This window comes from Paenibacillus sp. TAF43_2 (genome assembly GCF_052113545.1).
GTDB lineage: Bacteria > Bacillota > Bacilli > Paenibacillales > Paenibacillaceae > Pristimantibacillus.
Genome location: NZ_JBFRDK010000011.1, coordinates 15,395 through 32,457, shown reverse-complemented (window position 1 = coordinate 32,457; position 17,063 = coordinate 15,395). Strand labels below are relative to the sequence as shown.

Here is a 17,063-nt window from a genome sequence, read left to right as displayed (position 1 = left end):
CCATTTGAAAGGTGAGATGGCTAAGGTGGGAGAACCTTTTGATATCAGCTACGTGTTCGAGTATCTAATAAAGCTGCTGCCTACCTTGAAAGTCACTCTTCTTATTGTGGTGAGTTCCATCGTACTTGGGGTTGGCGTCGGATTTATCGTCGCCTTTCCCCAGCTTTATAAGATTCCGGTTCTAAGACGGTTTTCGCAGGTGTATTTATCTTTTTTTAGAGGGACGCCTATACTCATTCAGCTATTTCTGTTTTATTACGGCTTGCCTGAAGTTTTGAAGCTTTTTCATTTGGATGTGGCTAAAGTGCCGGCATTATATTTTGTCATCCTTACTTATGCGCTGCACAGCGGAGCCTATATAGCGGAGATGATTCGCGCGGCTGTCGGGGCAGTGGATCGGGGCCAGGTTGAAGCAGCTTATGCGGTAGGAATGACGGGTTTCCAAGCTTTTACCCGAATTGTACTACCTCAAGCCGTTTCGATTGCATTGCCGGTATTCTCTAATCTTGTCATTGCAAATTTGAAGGATACATCACTCGCCTTTTCGTTAGGTATTATGGAATTAACAGGAAAATCACAGACACTGGCTGTTATGTCCAGGCATTTCCTTGAAACGTATGTATCGCTCGCGATTATCTACTTTATTTTGAGCTTTGGGCTTGAGAAGCTGTTCCATTTGATCGAACGCAGGTTATTGAAGCACGAGCGCCGCATCGCGGTAGAAGACAAAGAACCTCTTATCAAAAAAGATAAAGCAAGGCGGTTTGCAGCCGGAATAGGCTTTGGCAGAGGAGGAAGGGAAAATGAAGCTTGATTTCGCATTCATATGGACGGCGTTTGTTCAGCTTTTGAGCGCGGTGCCAACGGCTTTGGCGATTACGTTCGTTTCTGTTTTTTGCGGCTTCCTCATTGGCACATCTGTAGCTGTCATTAGACTTTATAAGATTCCAGTCCTTTATCCTATCGCCGTTTCCTATGTTACCGTCATCCGCGGAACTCCTATGCTAACGCATTTATTGCTTATTTATTTCGGTTTGCCGATTATCGTTGATGGTATAGCAGAGGCGTTAGGCTTATCGTTCCGTTCGGTCTCGATTCCCATGATAGGGTTCGCTTATATTTCTTTCTCGATTACGGCTGGYGCATACATGTCTGAGGTTGTCAGATCGGGACTGCTTGCGGTTAACCGCGGACAAATGGAAGCAGCGTATTCCATTGGAATGACGACCTCTCAGGCGATGCGCCGAATTATTTTGCCCCAAGCCTTTGCCGCAAGCTTGCCTAACTTATCGAACTCGGTAATTGGCATGCTGCACGGATCAACGCTGGCTTTTACAGTGTCGGTTGTTGACATTAATGCAAAAGCGCAAATCGTTGCTTCAACAAACTGGAAGTTTTTTGAGGCTTACCTTGCCGCAGCTCTTATTTTCTGGGGATTAACCTTTTTCATCGAGCGACTGACCGCGTTAGCCGAGAAGCGCTTTAACCTGTACAACAGAGGCGGTGTCTCATGATTAAGCTGACGCAAATTAAGAAGAGCTTTGGACGCAATGAGGTGCTCAAAGGAATCGATCTTACAGTCAAAAAAGGCGAGGTTGTTGCAATACTCGGGCCAAGCGGCTCCGGCAAAACAACGCTGCTGCGCTGCATCAATTATTTAGAGAAGCCAAGCGACGGTCAAATTTCGATTGATGATTTCACCGTTAATTGCAAGCGTCCCGATAAAAAAGGAATTCATACGCTTCGGCAAAAAAGCGCAATGGTTTTCCAGCAATATAATTTATTTAAGCATAAGACGGCAATTGAAAATGTAATGGAAGGTCTCCTCATCGTTAAGAAGCTTCCGAAGGAAGAGGCGCGGCAAAAAAGCGAGGAGCTGCTTGAAAAGGTTGGTCTTGGCAATAAGCTGCATGCTTATCCGAGCGAGCTCTCTGGCGGACAACAGCAGCGTGTGGGCATCGCTCGCGCGCTGGCGCTAAATCCAGAAGTTATTTTGTTCGATGAGCCGACTTCGGCGCTTGATCCAGAGCTGGTTGGCGAGGTGCTTAGCGTTATTCGCAAAATCGCAAAAGAAGGCATCACGATGATTATCGTGACCCATGAAATGAGCTTTGCGCAGGATGTTGCCAGCCATGTTGTCTTTATGGACGGCGGGGCGATCGTTGAAGAGGGCAGGCCTAACGATATTTTCACCAATCCGAAAGAAGAACGAACCAAGCAATTTTTGAAACGGATCACACCTGAGGGTGTCTATTCCATCTAACACATAGAGGAGCGAATCAATATGTCACTCAAAATTGGCATTCTGGATCAAAGTATAATTTTTCCTGGTCAAACTGCTGCTGAAGCCTTGGCGAATACCGTGAGGCTGGCGCAATTGGCAGAAACGCTTGGTTTCGAGCGCTTCTGGGTATCTGAGCATCATGATTCTCCCGGGATGGCGGGGTCCTCGCCAGAGGTGCTTATTGCTTATTTGCTGGCTCAAACATCATCCATTCGCATTGGTTCAGGCGGCGTAATGCTCCAGCATTACAGCCCTTATAAAGTTGCAGAAAATTTTAATGTGCTTGCTTCACTCGCGCCAGGAAGAGTTGAGCTTGGCATCGGGCGAGCGCCAGGCGGATTGCCGCGTTCTACGAAAGCTTTGCAGAAGGGAGTAGCGGAAGCCGATACTTTAGCTGAGAAGCTGACAGAGCTGGAGCACCTGCTCCATGATAAGACTGGTGAAGAGCATCCGCTGGCTGGGCTTGTTGCAAGTCCGCTGCCGAAGCAGCCTGCTGACATTTTCTTGCTTGGCACAAGCTTATCAAGCGCGGAGCTGGCTGCGGAGAAGGGTTATCCGTATGCTTTTGCATTATTCATTAATAACGATCCGGATACGGCTCAAAAGGCGATAAATACGTATCGGAATAAATTTAATCGGTCGTTTGGCGGAGAGCCTAAAGCGATTTTAGCGTTGTCAGTAATAGCGTCCGATTCGGAGGAAGAAGCGAATGAGCTGGCAGGTCATTTTAAAAATGTGAGAGTTACACTGGCAAGCGGCAAGACTGTAAATGTTGGCACGCTGGATCAAGCGAAGGAATTTGCTAGGCAGGCGGGAGAGACATATACAGCAGATGAAAGGGATGCGGATATTACCCGCGGCACAAAGGAGACGGTTCGCAAACGACTGCTTGAAATTGGGGAGCAGTATGGCGTGGATGAGTTTATTTTTACGACAATTATTCCTGATTTCGCCAAGCGTGTACGATCCTTCGAGCTGCTTAAGGAAGCCTTTGAAGGAGAGTTGGTATGAGCGATTTCTCAGCTGAATTCATAGAAGAGAAGTTGATAGCCATTCGAAGGCAGCTGCATCAGCATCCTGAGCTTTCTCATGAGGAGTTCGAGACGACGGCTTCCATACGCGGCTGGTTAACGGAGGCGGGCATTCGAGTTGTTGATTATGGACTTCAAACCGGTGTCATTGCAGAGATTGGAGGATTGCATGGCGGCCCGATTGTCGCGGTTCGCGCGGATATAGACGCACTGCCGATACAGGAGGAGACGGGTCTTGCATTTGCTTCAACAATTCCGGGTAAAATGCATGCCTGCGGACATGATTTCCACACGGCGTCGATTATAGGAACTGCTCTTTTGCTCAAGGAACGGGAGCAGGAGCTGCAAGGAACGGTGCGCTTGTTGTTCCAGCCTGCGGAAGAAAAAGCAAAGGGTGCTCAGAAGCTTATTGCAAGCGGAGCTTTGGAAGGCGTGAGCGCGGTGTTCGGCATGCATAACAAGCCGGATCTCCCAGTTGGAACGATTGGAATTACAGGCGGGCCAATCATGGCGGCAGCTGATGGTTTTGTCGTTGAAGTGGAAGGCCGCGGCAGTCATGCTGCAGTACCTGAAGCGGGTCTTGATCCGATCGTAACCGCGGCGCATATGATTACGGCGCTGCAATCGATCGTAAGCCGCAGCGTAAGTGCGCTGGACAGTGCGGTTGTTAGTGTGACAAGGCTTAATGCGGGAACCGCTTGGAATATTATTTCGGACAAAGCGGTATTTGACGGTACGCTGCGTACGTTTGAAGAGCATGTCCGCACGACAGTGCGCGAGCGCTTTGATCAGGTCGTAAATGGTGTAGCATCGGCGTTTGCAACGAGTGCGAAAGTGAAGTGGCTGGAAGGGCCGCCGGCAGTTGTCAATGATCAGAAGTGGGCCGATCAAGCTTCGATAACAGCGAATGCTCTTGGCCTTGCAGTGGTGAAGCCGACGCCTTCTCCGGCAGGCGAGGATTTTGCGTTTTATTTGAAGGAAGCCGAAGGGGTGTTTGTGTTTTTTGGCACAGCCGGCTCACAGGAATGGCATCATCCAGCCTTTGATTTAGATGAAAAAGCATTGCCGATTGCTGCTTCTTTTTTTGCTTCCCTTGCTGTGGATGCTCTGTGCAAGCTGGCGGGCGAGAATGCGCCGGGAGGACGACAACATTCCGAAATCATATGACGTGATCATCGTTGGGGCAGGCTCCATGGGAATGAGCGCAGGTTATGAGCTCGCAGCCCGCGGAGCAAGGACTCTGCTCATTGATGCTTTTGATCCGCCGCATAATATGGGAAGCCATCACGGCGAGCCGCGTCTAATCCGGCATGCCTATCATGGCGGCGATACTTATGTGAAGATGGCGATTCGAGCTGATGAGAGGTGGCTGGCACTCGAGAAAGCAACGGGGGAAAAGCTGCTGGAGCGATCGGGCGTGCTCAATATGGCAGAATCGAGCTTTTACAATTACGAAGGCAGATTAGGCGATGCTATTGCTAATGGCGTTCAAGTGGAGCTGCTGCGTGCGGAAGAAATTAATCGGCGTTTTCCAGGTGTTCAATTGGCTGATTCCTTCCAAGGGATGTACGAGCCGAATGCGGGTTACTTGTACAGTGAAAAATGTGTTGCAGCTTATAAGCAGCAAGCTTTAGCAACTGGAGCGGAGCTTCTGGTAAACAGCTTCGTTACAGATATTCAGGCGAATGCTTCAAGCGTCACCGTTCATACGAATGAAGCTGCCTATACCGCACAGCAAATCATTATTACCGCCGGCGCATGGTTTGGCATGCTCGCGAAGCATGTTAAGCTTCCCATTCGTGCAGTTCGCAAGGTAGTTGGGTGGTTTGAAACGCGTTCACCCGCTTTTGATGCAGGCGTATTTCCCGGCTTCACTTGGGGCGGCGCGATGGGAGGCTACTATGGCTTTCCGAGCATTGGCGGCGCAGGAATTAAAATTGGCAGACACGATACAGGCGTGGAATGGCAGCCAGGTGAGCCGATTGCTCCATTTGGTGCTTATCCAGAAGATGAAGAGGATCTTCGCCGCGCGCTTGCCGCTTTTGTTCCGGATGCGCCCGGCAAGCTTTTGCGGGGTGCAGTATGCAAATACGAGTTTACGCCTGATGAGGATTTCATTATTGATGCTCATCCTGAGCATCATAATGTGCTGCTTGCTGGCGGTTTTTCCGGTCATGGCTTTAAATTTGCGAGCGTGGTAGGCGAGATTTTGGCTGATAAAATACAAAAAAAGAATACAGGCTATGATCTGAGATTATTCGAGCTTGATCGTTTTAGCAGGGCATAACGCTATTACTTTTGTTATTCACGAGGAGGATTTTCAATGAGCGAACCCATTGTCGATATTCATGCATTTGTGAACGTATATGATCAAATTGAGCAGGAATTGGAAGGGCTGTCGGATCGCCAGCTGAAATGGAAGGCTGCCCCTGAGTCATGGAGTGTGACCGAGGTGCTCGCTCATCTCGTTGATCACAGCATTATCGTATCCTTTCGCATTCGTGAAATCTTGTCTGGCTCCGAGATAAGACTGCCTTCCTTTAAACAGGATGCTTGGGTGTCTGGCCAAAGGGCAAATGAAGGCGATGTTAAAGATATTTTGCTTGCGGCACGTTCATTTGTTCAATATAACAGCCTGTTGTTTAATCGTTTGACTGAGGAAGAATGGAGCAAGACCGGCATTAATTTTAAAGGTGAGCCCGTATCAATAGCTGTGATCGTACCGGCATTTGTGAAGCACGTGCAAGGCCACTTAGGTCAAATTCGTCGAATCAAGCAGGGAGAGCTGGACTCTCGCAAGTAGATTGATGCCATTTTAAAAGGTAAAGCCATTGTGATCATATAAAGGGAGAGCAGGTGAAGAAGCATGTCTGATACAGCTGTCATTATTCGTAATGCTGAGCTTGAGGATCTAGATGCTACACGGGAAGTACTTATTGATGCTTATGGCCAATATGAGCAAGTGCTGCCTGAAGCGGCATGGAATCAATATAAAGAAAGCATACTGGAATCTGTTGAAGGCGCAGCAACGAAGGCGCGTTTAGTCGCGGTGCTGGGCGGGAAGATCGTTGGAAGTGTGTTCTTGTTTGATTCCTCTGAAGCGGCCTATGGACGGCCGGAGCTTCAAATTCATTCACCGATTATTCGCCTGCTCGCCGTATCGCAGACAGCACGCGGCTTTGGTGTAGCGACGGAGCTTATCCGTGCCAGTGCAAAGCTTGCAAAGGAATGGGGAGCGGAGACGCTGCATCTTCATACTTCAGACATGATGGATTCAGCTGTAAGGCTGTACGAGCGCCTCGGCTTCGAGCGCGCATTCGATAAGGATTTAATGAACGGGGAAACGCTCGTTAAGAGCTATCGGCTTCAATTAAAGGAAGCATCGTTATTGCAGGTAACATAGCAGGACTGCTGCTTTTGCTGTCAGAAGATCAATCATACTATGTTTATTAGGAGGATGTTTATTATGGCGAACCGCAAGCAACTTAAGTTTGGCGCATTGATTCATGGTGTGGGAGGCAATATCTCGGCATGGCGGCATCCGGAAGTGCCGGCTGATGCGAGCGTGAACTTTAAATTTTATACGGAGCAGGCACAGACTGCTGAAGCGGGTAAGTTCGATCTTGTATTTATCGCTGACGGTCTATATATAAACGAAAAATCGATTCCGCATTTTTTAAATCGCTTTGAGCCGATTACGATATTGTCCGCGCTGGCAGCTGTTACGTCCAAAATTGGATTGGTTGGCACATTGTCGAGCTCATATAGTGAGCCGTTTACGGTTGCAAGACAATTTGGTTCTTTAGATCATATTAGCGGCGGTCGTGCTGGATGGAATGTCGTTACATCTCCGCTTGAGGGCTCGGCAAGCAATTTCAGCAAAACGGATCATCCGACACATGATGAGCGCTACAAAATTGCCGAAGAGTATTTGGAAGTGACACGCGGTTTGTGGGATTCTTGGGAGGACGATGCTTTCGTCAGAGACAAAGAGTCAGGTGTGTTCTTTGATCCGTCTAAGCTGCACCGTCTAGATCATAAAGGCGAGTATTTCTCTGTTCAAGGTCCGCTTAATATTGCTCGCTCGAAGCAAGGGCATCCGGTTATTTTTCAAGCTGGCTCTTCTGAGAGCGGCAAGAAGCTGGCTGGCAAAGCAGCAGATGCGGTATTCACAGGCCATGACAATATCGAAGATGCCAAAGCATTTTATAAAGACGTGAAGGATCGTACGGTGGCTGAAGGCCGTTCGGTGGATGATATCGTTATTCTTCCTGGGATTGGTCCGATTATTGGACGTACGGAAGAGGAAGCTGAGCGCAAGTACCAAGAGCTGGCAGAGTTAGTGACGATCGAGAATGCTTTGAACTATTTAGGGCGTTTCTTCGAGCATCATGACTTCTCGCAATATCCGCTTGATGAGCAGTTCCCAGAGCTTGGTGACCTCGGTCAAAACAGCTTCCGCAGCGGCACGGACAAAATTAAAAAAGTAGCAAAAGAGAAAAATCTTACGCTGCGCCAGGTTGCGCTTCAATCCGCGACTCCGCGTCCGCAATTCATAGGTACACCTGAGAAAATTGCAGATCTGATTGAGGAGTGGCATGAAGAGGGAGCAGCAGACGGCTTCATTATTCATTCTTCGATTCCAAGCGGATTGAATGATTTTGTTGAGCTGGTTGTTCCAATTCTCCAAGAGCGCGGCATTTATCGCACTGATTATGAATCGGATACGCTGCGCGGCAATCTCGGCTTACAGATTCCGGCGAATCGCTATTCCAAAGAGAAAGTGAATAGCTAATTAATTTAAAAATGTATAGTCCTTCCTTCCATGTTGTGATAGTGACAAGTCTTGAGAGGGTATAGAGAGGGTTGCTTGGGTAGACTTGTATTGTGCGTTCTGTTAAATGGAGGTGCAATACGATGAAATACGAACTGGGCAATTGCCTGCTGGAGCAGCGATTAAGCGAACGCGGGTTATCGCAGGCGCAGCTTGCAGATGCACTGATGGTGAGACCCGAGAGGATCGGCGACTATATCGACAACAAACGAATCATGCCGCTTAAGGTGGCGATTTCGATAGCTGCAACGATTAAATGTGATGTACCCGAACTCTATGAGCTGCGGACATCCAATGAAGTAGAATAATGATTCAAAGAAAAATAGCCCAGTAGGTCTTCTACGACCTGCCGGGCTATTTCGCTGAAAATATTGGACGTGCAGGAAGCCGACCTGTACAGAGCATAAGCCTTAAAAAATAACGCTGTCCAGCTCCCTAGGCGGCGTTTTTCTTGCTGTCGCACTCTCCATTTAATAGCGAAGGTTCGCATATGCAATATGTTCATTAATTCGTGTGGCCAAACTTGTTCAATTCTTTTCCTTGCTATAACATTATGAAATAAGATAGACCTTGTACAGGAGTAGAGCCATAATGAAACGAAGGTGGGGAATGTATGAAGCTAACGGAGCCCGAAATCGAAAAAAGCTTGGCGGCATGTGAAGGCTGGAAGCGGGAGGATGGTAAATGGATAATCAAAAAATATCGTTTTAAATCTTTTCCAAGCGCTATCGCTTTCGTAAACGAGGTAGCGCAAGCATCCGAGCGTCTGAACCATCATCCATTCATAGCTGTCGATTATAAAATGGTAACGCTCCGAATGACGACATGGCATGACGGCGGCCTTACGGAGCTGGATTTTACAGCAGCAGCAGCTTTTGACCTTGCTTATGCCAGCGCTTGACTATGTCCTTGATTAAGCTGAATTATCTAAGCAAATGTATGGACAAAGATTAGCAGGCTGCCCCAGACGATAAGTCCATTAGGCAGCCTGCTATTTTTTATGAAAAACTAAACACCTGAATACGCTAAAAAACCGCCATCAACTGGAATCGTTGTACCAGTGACAAAACCTGCCGTTGTCTCGTCAGCGAGCCATAATAGAGTGCCCAGCAAATCTTCGGGTTTGCCGAATCGGCGCATTGGAGTATGGGAAATAATTTTGCCCGAGCGTTCGGTTAATTGACCATCCTCGTCCAATAGCAGTTTTCTGTTCTGCTCAGTCAGGAAAAATCCAGGAGCAATAGCGTTAACTCGAATGCCGGATTCAGCTAGATGAACGGCCATCCACTGCGTGAAATTGACGATAGCTGCTTTGGCTGCACTATAGGCAGGTACCTTGGTCATCGGCGATGGAGCGCTCATCGATGAAATATTTATGATCGTTGCGCCCTGACGGCCAAGCATTTGTTCTGTAAAGATTTGCGTCGGAATAAGTGTGCCGATAAAGTTGAGATCCATGACGCTGCGAAATCCTTCAATGCTCAAATTAAACAGCGTCGTTATATTTTCTGCGTGAAGATGCTCTGGCTTAAAGGTCTCGTTCGTCGTATTCGCGCTAGGATGATTGCCGCCTGCACCATTAATTAATATATCGCATGGACCAAGCTTATCGAGCACAGCCGCTGCCGCTGCTTTCGTGCTTTCAGCGCTCGTGACATCACATGCGACAGCGATGGCGATCCCGCCGGCAGCCTGTATCTCCTCAGCCACGGCAATCCCTTTCTCAGCGGTGCGATTGAGTATGGCGATTTTGGCACCTTGTCTAGCAAGCTCAAGCGCCATGACTCGGCAAAGTACGCCAGCACCGCCAGTGATGACAGCGACCTTGCCTTCAAATGACTCATGCTTAGGCAGCTGTGTCATGATTTGCCCTCCAAACCTGCAGTCGAAGCGGCTGCAAGCTGATACGCGTCCCAAAGCCCCCATAAATACATAATGCCGAGCGCGCGATCGTATAGGCCGTATCCCGGTCTGCACTGCTCATCAAAAATATGACGCCCATGATCAGGCCTTGCATATCCTGTGTAGCCCACCTCGTGATAAGCTCTCACAATGCCGGCGATATCAACGGTTCCATCTTCTGTACGGTGAGACGTCTCGATAAAATCTCCGTTCTCATACACGCGGACGTTGCGGATATGGGCGAATGGGATACGGTCTGCAAACTCATGAATCATAGAAATAATATCATTGCTTGGATTTGCGCCGAGCGAGCCGCTGCAAAGCGTAATTCCGTTAAACGGACTATCATAAAGCTTGAGGAAAGTTCTGAAGTTTTCCTGTCCTGTCATAATACGCGGCAATCCGAACACAGACCATGGCGGATCATCCGGATGAATGGCCATTCGAATGCCGCTGCGTGCTGCCACAGGTATAATTTCATTTAAGAAGTAACGAAGATTTTCCCATAGATGCTCTTCGGTCACGCCTTGATAAGCCTCAAACAGCTTCGTCAAATGCTGAAGCCGCTCAGGCTCCCAACCCGGCATAGTTAGCGCTGAGTTCGCGTTAATCTCTTCAACAAATTGGAATGGATCGGCATCAGCAATTCGGCTATTCTCGTAAAATAAAGCGGTTGCACCATTGCCCATCGGCTTGTGCAAATCGGTGCGCAGCCAATCGAAGATGGGCATGAAGTTATAGCAAATAACTTTAACGCCAACGCTGCCTAGCTTTTCAATTGTTTTCTTATAATTGTCTATGTATAAATCACGTGACGGCAAACCAAGCTTAATATCCTCGTGTACGTTAACGCTTTCAACAACATCGATATGCAAACYGTATTGCTCTGCTTGCTGCTTTACCTCCAAAATTCGCTCCAGCGGCCATTCCTCTCCTGCCGCAACATCATGAAGCGACCAGACGATACCGTCTGTACCGGGAATTTGTTTAATATAGCTAAGGGGAACCGTATCGTTGCCTTCTCCGAACCATCTAAAAGTCATTTTCATGAGTATCAATCCTCCCGTTTTATTTGTAGTAATGCGGATACTTTTCCTTAAGCACGGCCTGATCGGATATGTTCTGAGTAAGATGCTCCGTCATGAGCCGTTCAGCAGTATCCGCATCTTGAGCTTCTACAGCTTCTGCCATCATGCGATGCTGCGCATAAAGATTTTCCCAGTGGAGATCATCCACCAGACGCAGCATACGGCTTCGATTGAGATGCCCATTCATTTGCTGCATATTCGACCAGGTGTTGCTCTTGCTGCAGCCTTCAAATAAGATGCGATGAAAAGCCTCGTCAAGCGAAAACATACTTTGGTTATCTTTGTTGTGAATGCTTTCCTGCTGAAGGTGAAGGTTGTTCTGAAGCTTGAGAAGGTAGGGCGCAGGAAAATGGCTGCACGCTAACCGAATGACAGCCCTCTCTAGATGCTCTCGCATAAATCTTGCTTCCTCTACGAGTGCAGTGTCGATTAATGAAACGAGTGTTCCCCGCTGTGGAAGCACTTGAACAAGACCCTCTTGAGCGAGTCTAAGGAAGCTTTCCCTTACGGGAGTACGGCTGACCTTGAACAAAATGGAGGTCTCATTCTCTGAAAGAGCTGTTCCAGGCGGCAGTTCCAGCTTCAAAATCTGTTCTCTTAGCTGCATATAAACGGAGTCTCTAGTGGATAGGGGCTGTTGACGTACATGGTAATCCATCGGCTCATTCCTTTCATCTTCACACTACCATACTACCATACAAGTACACAATCGCGTAAGCGTAAATTTAAAATGCCAGAAGGGCTGCCCCAAAAGTAGATGATCTACTTCTGAGACAGCCCTTCAATATGGTTCCATACGTTTATTTTGCGCTAATCGGCATTACTCCAAGTTGTTTCATTACCGCTAATAGGACAAGCAGGGAATTTTTCTCCCTTTTGGAGCTTATCTTTCTTGCCTGACTCTGAAATGTAGTTCCCAGCATGCTTAACAATTTCTCCCGTTCGATAAGAAGTATTCGTACTACTCATAGTAACTAGCACCTCCAGTTATTTTGTAGCAGGTAGATAGGGGGTTACCTGCTTATTCTTATTTACCCCGCTTAGCATGATATGAAACAGTTTGTAGTGAAAAAAGATAACTTAGCTGCTTGCGGCATTTTCCGCTTTTGCTTCAGTTCTCGTTTTCTCACGCTCTAATAGCGTCTTCAAATAGGTCGACATCACTCTCGCTAGCTGATCGGATACTTCCATAAGACTCATATGTCCGACATCCTCGAATGTTGTCTCCAGAATATGAGGGTATTTGAACGTCGTTTCTGGTTGATCCAGACTCGTAACCGTGAACGTATCATTAGGTTTAATGACGCCATCCTCTGCGCCTGCTACTAGCAATATAGGGTATTTGGCTTCAGCCAATACATGGCTGCGGTCGGGACGCCTCTTCATCCCTTCTAATGTAGCGATAGCAGCGTGCGCCTCCATCTCCTGACCGACACCAATAAGCTGATTGACCTCGTCGCGCATTTCTCCGACTTTATCATCGGTAAATAGATTAGGAATGATGCTGTACAAATATTTTGAAATGCCTTTTTCTTGAATCGCTTCAATATCTGTATCACGTTTCTCCTTTGTAACCTCGGAGTCGGGAAGCACAGTCGAATGGATAAGGGCAAAACCTGCCAGCTTGTCCGGATAGTTCTCTGCAAAAGCAGCCGTTACATAACCGCCCAAGGAATGACCGAACATAACAACCTTCTCAATTGCAAGTGCTTCCAAAAGTGCTGCAATATCCTCGGCCATAGTCTCCATTGTATACGGACCCTCAGGAGCAGATGAACCGCCGTGACCGCGGAGATCAGGGATGATGACGCGATATTGATCACCTAATACAGGACAGATTTTTTGCCAGTATTGAGATGAGCCGCAAAAGCCGTGGAGCAATACAATGACGTCTCCTTTACTACTGCCACATTCTTCATAGACTAAATCGATGCCATTAACGTGTATACGCTGCTTTTCCATCGATCATCACCAGCCTTTTCTATTATCGATTTGTTTTGGTGTAGTCTCTTAACCTATTCCAGAGCTTCTGAAACATTTGAAAAAACGGATTATTTATTTCTTCATTAATAGCCCTATTTTCAATTCGAAAGTCTGAGAATGGGTTGTTTCAAAGGTCAATAGGCTGGTTAATATCATGACAAGTTAACAAATTAACCAATCAACAAAAACACAGCTTCAAAGGAAGGATGATTCCGATGTTAGGATGGGCATTATTATTTTTCATCTTTGCCATTGTCGCAGGCATTTTCGGATTTCTAGGCATTGCCTCGGCACTCGCTGGGATAGCAAAAATATTATTCGTCGTATTCGTTATTCTCTTTATTGTTTCTCTCATCGTTGGAAGAAGACGAGTCAGTTAACTTCATCTAACCAGATAGAACAACAAGAACTCAAATCAAACCATTCCAAACAAATACTGAGGAGGAATTTATTATGAATCAACTATCCAATACGAAGGTACACACGGTAAACAACGCTGTCGAGGTGCAAGAGCAGGTTTATAAATTTCAAACGGAAGGTTATGCGAAGGACAAAATTTTTGTACTGACGCATGATAAGGACCGGACAAACCGTATTGCTGACAATACGGATGCTGAGAAAATCGGCATTGCCGAGGAAGGCCTGGGAACGGCTATCGCAAACATTTTCCGCTCGAACGGAGATGAGCTGCGGGCGAAGATGAGATCACTGGGTATTTCGGAGCAAGAGTCACAGCGTCTTGAGCGTGAGATGGATCAGGATAAAATCTTAGTCATCGCATGGGGCGGTAAAGAATATACGGGTGATGAGTTTGATCCTGCCGTATACTACTACCCACAATACATGGGCTAACAACAGGCTCCACAACTACCGAGAATCTAATCAGGGCCTATCCGCGAGGGTAGGCCCTTTATTAAAAAGCTAAGTTTCAATTTTATAAGTAAGCTTATAAGCTATTGTGCTGCTTGGTAATTTTACTTATAAAAATTTGACTCTACTACCGCTTACGCTCAGAATATAAGTAGTAGTTATTGGAGCTAAAGGAGCCTGCATATGAGTATTATAATTGTAGATGATAATGCTACTAACCAGATTATTATTAAAGCTATTTTAAATAAAGAAGGTTATAAAAATTTGAAAATCGCGTCCTCGGCAAAGGAGCTTTATACGATGCTGGACATTGATTGTACGCTATCGACTGAATCAAACGTAGATTTGATTTTGATGGATATGATGATGCCGGAGATTGATGGCTTGGAAGCTTGCAAACGAATTTTACAGGTGGAGCGCTATAAGGATGTACCGATTATTTTCGTTACTGCGCTTGGCGATTCCAGCAAGATGGCGGAAGCGCTTGATGCCGGCGCCAGTGATTACGTGATGAAGCCGATCAACAAGATGGAGCTGCTGGCTAGAATTCGATCTGCTTTAAGGCTCAAGCGAGAAATTGATTGGCACAAAGAAAGAGACAGGCAGATTAAAGCAAAGCTGGAGTTAGCCAAAAAGGTACAAAGAAATGTATTAAGCCAGCCTATCAATGATGATCATGTGGCGATAAGCGCTGTATATCAGCCTTCTTCGGAGCTTGCGGGCGATTTCTACGCATGGTACCCGATTGATGAGAATCGTTATGGCGTTATTTTGCTGGATATGATGGGACATGGCATTTCTTCTTCACTGGTCTGCATGTACATCTCCTCGGTTCTTAAGGATACAATTACGCATATTACCGATCCAAGTCTTGTTATGCGCGAGCTGAATCGGTATATGAACCAGCTGTATAAGAAGGAAGAACTGCTTAATTATTATTTTACCGCCATTTATTTAGTGCTGGATACGAATAAGCGGGTCATTGAATATGTAAATGCCGGACATCCTCCGGGAAAAGTACTAATTGGCGATGAGACAACCTTGTTGACTGCAGGCTGCTGTGCGATTGGGCTGTTTGAAAATATAGACATCCAAAAGGGCAGCATCTCTTACGAGGATCATATGAAGATCGTTCTTTATACGGATGGATTAAGTGAATCTCTTGGCGATAACGAAGAGGATAAGCTTAATATGCTTGTTGAACAGCTAATAATAGAAGATGCGAGTGAGCATGCGGAAATGGTCAGCGAGTTTTTATCGGAGCATGCGAGTGTAAGCCAGAAGGACGATATATGCTTAGTCATGATTGAAACCAAATAACTCTCCGGCTTGGAGATATCATTATATTTTAAAAATAAATGTTTAACCTGTTTCAAAGCAATCCGAACGGTTTATATGTAAGTATAAGCAAAAGGAAGCTCGACAATCCCGCATAGGAGGGAGATAATTATGAGGACGTTTATTCTTATTGGTTGTTTAATCGGAGGTATATTCGCATACACGGGAGATATTGGGCAGGTCGCCGCGACGTATTCGCCAGTGACTGCTTCAAGCCCAGTGAAGGCGATAAAGGCTGAGGAAGCAACTCATGACATTGTAATCGCTTCTGCATCTCCCTCTACTGTAACGGAAGTTACCTATGCAGCAGAATCAACACCGGTTGTGAAGGCAAAAAAACCAGAATTTACGCTTCAAATGGTTAACGGCATCACGCTTTATGATGATCCAAGCCTTGTGATTCAGAAACTGGGCAAACCAAAAAGCAAAACGGCAGACCCGGATTTAGCTGATCTGATCACCTATCATTACCCGAATATGAATGTCATCTTTAGCGGTGAGTTCATACAATCTGTTGAAATGGCGGAGAATACCAAAACGCTGTTGATTGATGGAAGTGAAGTTGCAGCGACTGTAGATGCTGTAAAGAATGCGTTAGGAGAGCCAGATTATGTGACGGAGGACGGTATCGTATTCGAGCGAGATGAAGCCCTATTAAAGCTTTTTATTGATGCGGATACGCAGAAGCTGACGTCCATTCATTACTTCCACAGCTTCTCTATGTAATAAATCACTTGTACTGCTTGTACAAGGAGAAGGATCTTGATACTATTTATTAAACAAACGTGAGCGGAGTGAATGGAATGAAAGCTGAGCAATTTCAAGTCAAGCAAGAAGAGACACAAAATCAAATTATTCTTCATGTAAGCGGAGAGTTGGACTTATCTGTAGTGCCGCAGCTGCGGGCAGCTCTGGAACCGGTTATGAACCGCGAAGATAAAGCATTGATTCTAAATCTTAAACATTTAAAATATATCGACAGTACCGGAATCGGCATTATCGTTTCGGTGCTAAAACTTCGTGATGAGCTAAAAGCGCCGTTTTTCGTGCGGGATATTCCTTCCGCGGTTAAGCGTCTGTTTGACATCACAGGCATTTCAAGATATTTAATAGAAGGGACAGAGGCCCAAGCATGAATGCCATTCGTTTACAAATACCGGCCCATGCGGACTATATCGATCTGGTCAGAATCTGTCTATTCGGAATTGCCTCAAAGATGAGTTATGCATATGAAGAAATGGAAGATATGAAGGTAGCTGTTTCTGAAGCCTGCAATAATGCAGTTATTCATGGCGTTCAGAGCTCCGAGCAAGAGGTTATCGACGTTTCCTTTGAACCAACTGAAACCGGATTAACGATCAAAGTAAAGAACAGTGGATCAACCTTTCCTTTATCGGATGCACTTAATAAAGCTGCTCCACTCCCAGATGCGGATGTTAGCGGGCTTCGTGTTGGCGGTCTAGGCATTTATTTAATGCAGGCGCTGATGGACGAGGTAGAGGTTCATCCGTTGGAGAATGGAACAGAAGTTGTCCTAACGAAATATTTGGATGCAGCAGCAGAGGATTAGTGAGATTAAGGTTACAAAAACATCAAAAAAAGCGGTGCAGGAATTATTCCTGCACCGCTTTTTTTTGATTCTGATCTAGAGTTTCTGGATAATTTCCCATTGACTTCCAAGTGTATTACATGCATAATACGCTTATGAAGTGTATTACGCGCGTAATACACAT

22 protein-coding genes are annotated in these 17,063 nt (G+C 46.3%); 17 read left to right on the top strand and 5 right to left on the bottom strand.

Annotated elements, in window-relative coordinates:
- Positions 1-25: 25 nt before the first annotated feature.
- From AB4Z17_RS04385 to AB4Z17_RS04335, 11 genes are all read left to right on the top strand, one after another.
- A complete protein-coding gene (locus AB4Z17_RS04385) occupies positions 26-814 on the top strand; it encodes an amino acid ABC transporter permease (RefSeq protein WP_441908566.1) in 789 nt (262 codons plus the stop codon).
- Positions 804-1,514 (top strand): amino acid ABC transporter permease, encoded by a 711-nt coding sequence (locus AB4Z17_RS04380; RefSeq protein WP_441908565.1) that lies wholly within the window; start codon positions 804-806, stop codon positions 1,512-1,514. The genes AB4Z17_RS04385 and AB4Z17_RS04380 overlap by 11 nt, the downstream gene beginning before the upstream one ends.
- Positions 1,511-2,263: an amino acid ABC transporter ATP-binding protein gene (locus AB4Z17_RS04375; protein ID WP_441908564.1), complete on the top strand. Its 753-nt coding sequence runs from the start codon at positions 1,511-1,513 to the stop codon at positions 2,261-2,263. The genes AB4Z17_RS04380 and AB4Z17_RS04375 overlap by 4 nt, the downstream gene beginning before the upstream one ends.
- A gap of 21 nt (positions 2,264-2,284) precedes the next feature.
- Positions 2,285-3,295, top strand: a complete 1,011-nt coding sequence (locus tag AB4Z17_RS04370; RefSeq protein WP_441958360.1) for an LLM class flavin-dependent oxidoreductase — start codon at positions 2,285-2,287, stop codon at positions 3,293-3,295.
- The gene (locus tag AB4Z17_RS04365) at positions 3,292-4,482 is read left to right on the top strand and encodes an amidohydrolase (protein ID WP_441958358.1); all 1,191 of its coding nucleotides are present in this window, start codon (positions 3,292-3,294) and stop codon (positions 4,480-4,482) included. The genes AB4Z17_RS04370 and AB4Z17_RS04365 overlap by 4 nt, the downstream gene beginning before the upstream one ends.
- Complete coding sequence (solA, locus tag AB4Z17_RS04360; protein WP_441958357.1) at positions 4,445-5,602, top strand: N-methyl-L-tryptophan oxidase; 1,158 nt, start codon at positions 4,445-4,447, stop codon at positions 5,600-5,602. Before AB4Z17_RS04365 ends, solA begins: the two co-directional genes overlap by 38 nt.
- A gap of 36 nt (positions 5,603-5,638) precedes the next feature.
- A complete protein-coding gene (locus AB4Z17_RS04355; RefSeq protein WP_441958356.1) occupies positions 5,639-6,118 on the top strand; it encodes a DinB family protein in 480 nt (159 codons plus the stop codon).
- A gap of 63 nt (positions 6,119-6,181) precedes the next feature.
- Positions 6,182-6,718, top strand: coding sequence for a GNAT family N-acetyltransferase (locus tag AB4Z17_RS04350; protein WP_441908559.1), 537 nt, complete (start codon positions 6,182-6,184; stop codon positions 6,716-6,718).
- Positions 6,719-6,781: 63 nt separating this feature from the next.
- Complete coding sequence (locus AB4Z17_RS04345) at positions 6,782-8,110, top strand: LLM class flavin-dependent oxidoreductase (protein WP_441958355.1); 1,329 nt, start codon at positions 6,782-6,784, stop codon at positions 8,108-8,110.
- Positions 8,111-8,232: 122 nt separating this feature from the next.
- A complete protein-coding gene (locus AB4Z17_RS04340) occupies positions 8,233-8,457 on the top strand; it encodes a helix-turn-helix transcriptional regulator (RefSeq protein ID WP_076269070.1) in 225 nt (74 codons plus the stop codon).
- A gap of 305 nt (positions 8,458-8,762) precedes the next feature.
- Positions 8,763-9,050 (top strand): 4a-hydroxytetrahydrobiopterin dehydratase, encoded by a 288-nt coding sequence (locus tag AB4Z17_RS04335; protein WP_441958353.1) that lies wholly within the window; start codon positions 8,763-8,765, stop codon positions 9,048-9,050.
- 107 nt (positions 9,051-9,157) lie between these two features.
- Here the strand turns inward: AB4Z17_RS04335 and AB4Z17_RS04330 are convergent, their stop codons facing one another.
- The 5 genes from AB4Z17_RS04330 to AB4Z17_RS04310 form a co-directional block, all read right to left on the bottom strand.
- Entirely contained in the window at positions 9,158-10,012 is an 855-nt protein-coding gene (locus AB4Z17_RS04330; protein ID WP_441958352.1) for an SDR family oxidoreductase, read from the bottom strand.
- Complete coding sequence (uxuA, locus tag AB4Z17_RS04325; protein WP_441958350.1) at positions 10,009-11,100, bottom strand: mannonate dehydratase; 1,092 nt, start codon at positions 11,098-11,100, stop codon at positions 10,009-10,011. The genes AB4Z17_RS04330 and uxuA overlap by 4 nt, the downstream gene beginning before the upstream one ends.
- A 19-nt stretch (positions 11,101-11,119) precedes the next feature.
- Entirely contained in the window at positions 11,120-11,797 is a 678-nt protein-coding gene (locus AB4Z17_RS04320; protein WP_441958349.1) for a GntR family transcriptional regulator, read from the bottom strand.
- A 152-nt stretch (positions 11,798-11,949) separates the two neighbouring features.
- Positions 11,950-12,108, bottom strand: coding sequence for a hypothetical protein (locus AB4Z17_RS04315; RefSeq protein WP_179089827.1), 159 nt, complete (start codon positions 12,106-12,108; stop codon positions 11,950-11,952).
- 111 nt (positions 12,109-12,219) lie between these two features.
- Entirely contained in the window at positions 12,220-13,101 is an 882-nt protein-coding gene (locus AB4Z17_RS04310; protein WP_441958347.1) for an alpha/beta fold hydrolase, read from the bottom strand.
- 236 nt (positions 13,102-13,337) lie between these two features.
- Here AB4Z17_RS04310 and AB4Z17_RS04305 point away from each other — a divergent pair, with 236 nt between their 5' ends.
- The 6 genes from AB4Z17_RS04305 to rsbW all read left to right on the top strand — a co-directional run bounded on the left by AB4Z17_RS04305 (position 13,338) and on the right by rsbW (position 16,900).
- Positions 13,338-13,502, top strand: coding sequence for a DUF1328 domain-containing protein (locus AB4Z17_RS04305; protein WP_076269061.1), 165 nt, complete (start codon positions 13,338-13,340; stop codon positions 13,500-13,502).
- Positions 13,503-13,575: 73 nt separating this feature from the next.
- Positions 13,576-13,974, top strand: a complete 399-nt coding sequence (locus tag AB4Z17_RS04300; RefSeq protein WP_441908553.1) for a general stress protein — start codon at positions 13,576-13,578, stop codon at positions 13,972-13,974.
- Positions 13,975-14,175: 201 nt separating this feature from the next.
- Entirely contained in the window at positions 14,176-15,312 is a 1,137-nt protein-coding gene (locus AB4Z17_RS04295; RefSeq protein ID WP_441958345.1) for a SpoIIE family protein phosphatase, read from the top strand.
- 129 nt (positions 15,313-15,441) lie between these two features.
- Entirely contained in the window at positions 15,442-16,056 is a 615-nt protein-coding gene (locus AB4Z17_RS04290) for a hypothetical protein (RefSeq protein ID WP_441958343.1), read from the top strand.
- A 59-nt stretch (positions 16,057-16,115) separates the two neighbouring features.
- Complete coding sequence (locus tag AB4Z17_RS04285) at positions 16,116-16,466, top strand: STAS domain-containing protein (protein ID WP_339204741.1); 351 nt, start codon at positions 16,116-16,118, stop codon at positions 16,464-16,466.
- Positions 16,463-16,900, top strand: a complete 438-nt coding sequence (rsbW, locus tag AB4Z17_RS04280; protein WP_441908550.1) for an anti-sigma B factor RsbW — start codon at positions 16,463-16,465, stop codon at positions 16,898-16,900. Before AB4Z17_RS04285 ends, rsbW begins: the two co-directional genes overlap by 4 nt.
- Positions 16,901-17,063 lie beyond the last annotated feature (163 nt).

Coding starts and splice junctions, on each gene's coding strand:
- AB4Z17_RS04375 (WP_441908564.1), top strand. CDS start 1,511: ATGATTAAGCTGACGCAAATTAAGAAGAGCTTTGGACGCAATGAGGTG.
- AB4Z17_RS04370 (WP_441958360.1), top strand. CDS start 2,285: ATGTCACTCAAAATTGGCATTCTGGATCAAAGTATAATTTTTCCTGGT.
- AB4Z17_RS04365 (WP_441958358.1), top strand. CDS start 3,292: ATGAGCGATTTCTCAGCTGAATTCATAGAAGAGAAGTTGATAGCCATT.
- solA (WP_441958357.1), top strand. CDS start 4,445: ATGCGCCGGGAGGACGACAACATTCCGAAATCATATGACGTGATCATC.
- AB4Z17_RS04355 (WP_441958356.1), top strand. CDS start 5,639: ATGAGCGAACCCATTGTCGATATTCATGCATTTGTGAACGTATATGAT.
- AB4Z17_RS04350 (WP_441908559.1), top strand. CDS start 6,182: ATGTCTGATACAGCTGTCATTATTCGTAATGCTGAGCTTGAGGATCTA.
- AB4Z17_RS04345 (WP_441958355.1), top strand. CDS start 6,782: ATGGCGAACCGCAAGCAACTTAAGTTTGGCGCATTGATTCATGGTGTG.
- AB4Z17_RS04340 (WP_076269070.1), top strand. CDS start 8,233: ATGAAATACGAACTGGGCAATTGCCTGCTGGAGCAGCGATTAAGCGAA.
- AB4Z17_RS04335 (WP_441958353.1), top strand. CDS start 8,763: ATGAAGCTAACGGAGCCCGAAATCGAAAAAAGCTTGGCGGCATGTGAA.
- AB4Z17_RS04330 (WP_441958352.1), bottom strand. CDS start 10,012: ATGACACAGCTGCCTAAGCATGAGTCATTTGAAGGCAAGGTCGCTGTC.
- AB4Z17_RS04320 (WP_441958349.1), bottom strand. CDS start 11,797: ATGGATTACCATGTACGTCAACAGCCCCTATCCACTAGAGACTCCGTT.
- AB4Z17_RS04315 (WP_179089827.1), bottom strand. CDS start 12,108: ATGAGTAGTACGAATACTTCTTATCGAACGGGAGAAATTGTTAAGCAT.
- AB4Z17_RS04310 (WP_441958347.1), bottom strand. CDS start 13,101: ATGGAAAAGCAGCGTATACACGTTAATGGCATCGATTTAGTCTATGAA.
- AB4Z17_RS04305 (WP_076269061.1), top strand. CDS start 13,338: ATGTTAGGATGGGCATTATTATTTTTCATCTTTGCCATTGTCGCAGGC.
- AB4Z17_RS04300 (WP_441908553.1), top strand. CDS start 13,576: ATGAATCAACTATCCAATACGAAGGTACACACGGTAAACAACGCTGTC.
- AB4Z17_RS04295 (WP_441958345.1), top strand. CDS start 14,176: ATGAGTATTATAATTGTAGATGATAATGCTACTAACCAGATTATTATT.
- AB4Z17_RS04290 (WP_441958343.1), top strand. CDS start 15,442: ATGAGGACGTTTATTCTTATTGGTTGTTTAATCGGAGGTATATTCGCA.
- rsbW (WP_441908550.1), top strand. CDS start 16,463: ATGAATGCCATTCGTTTACAAATACCGGCCCATGCGGACTATATCGAT.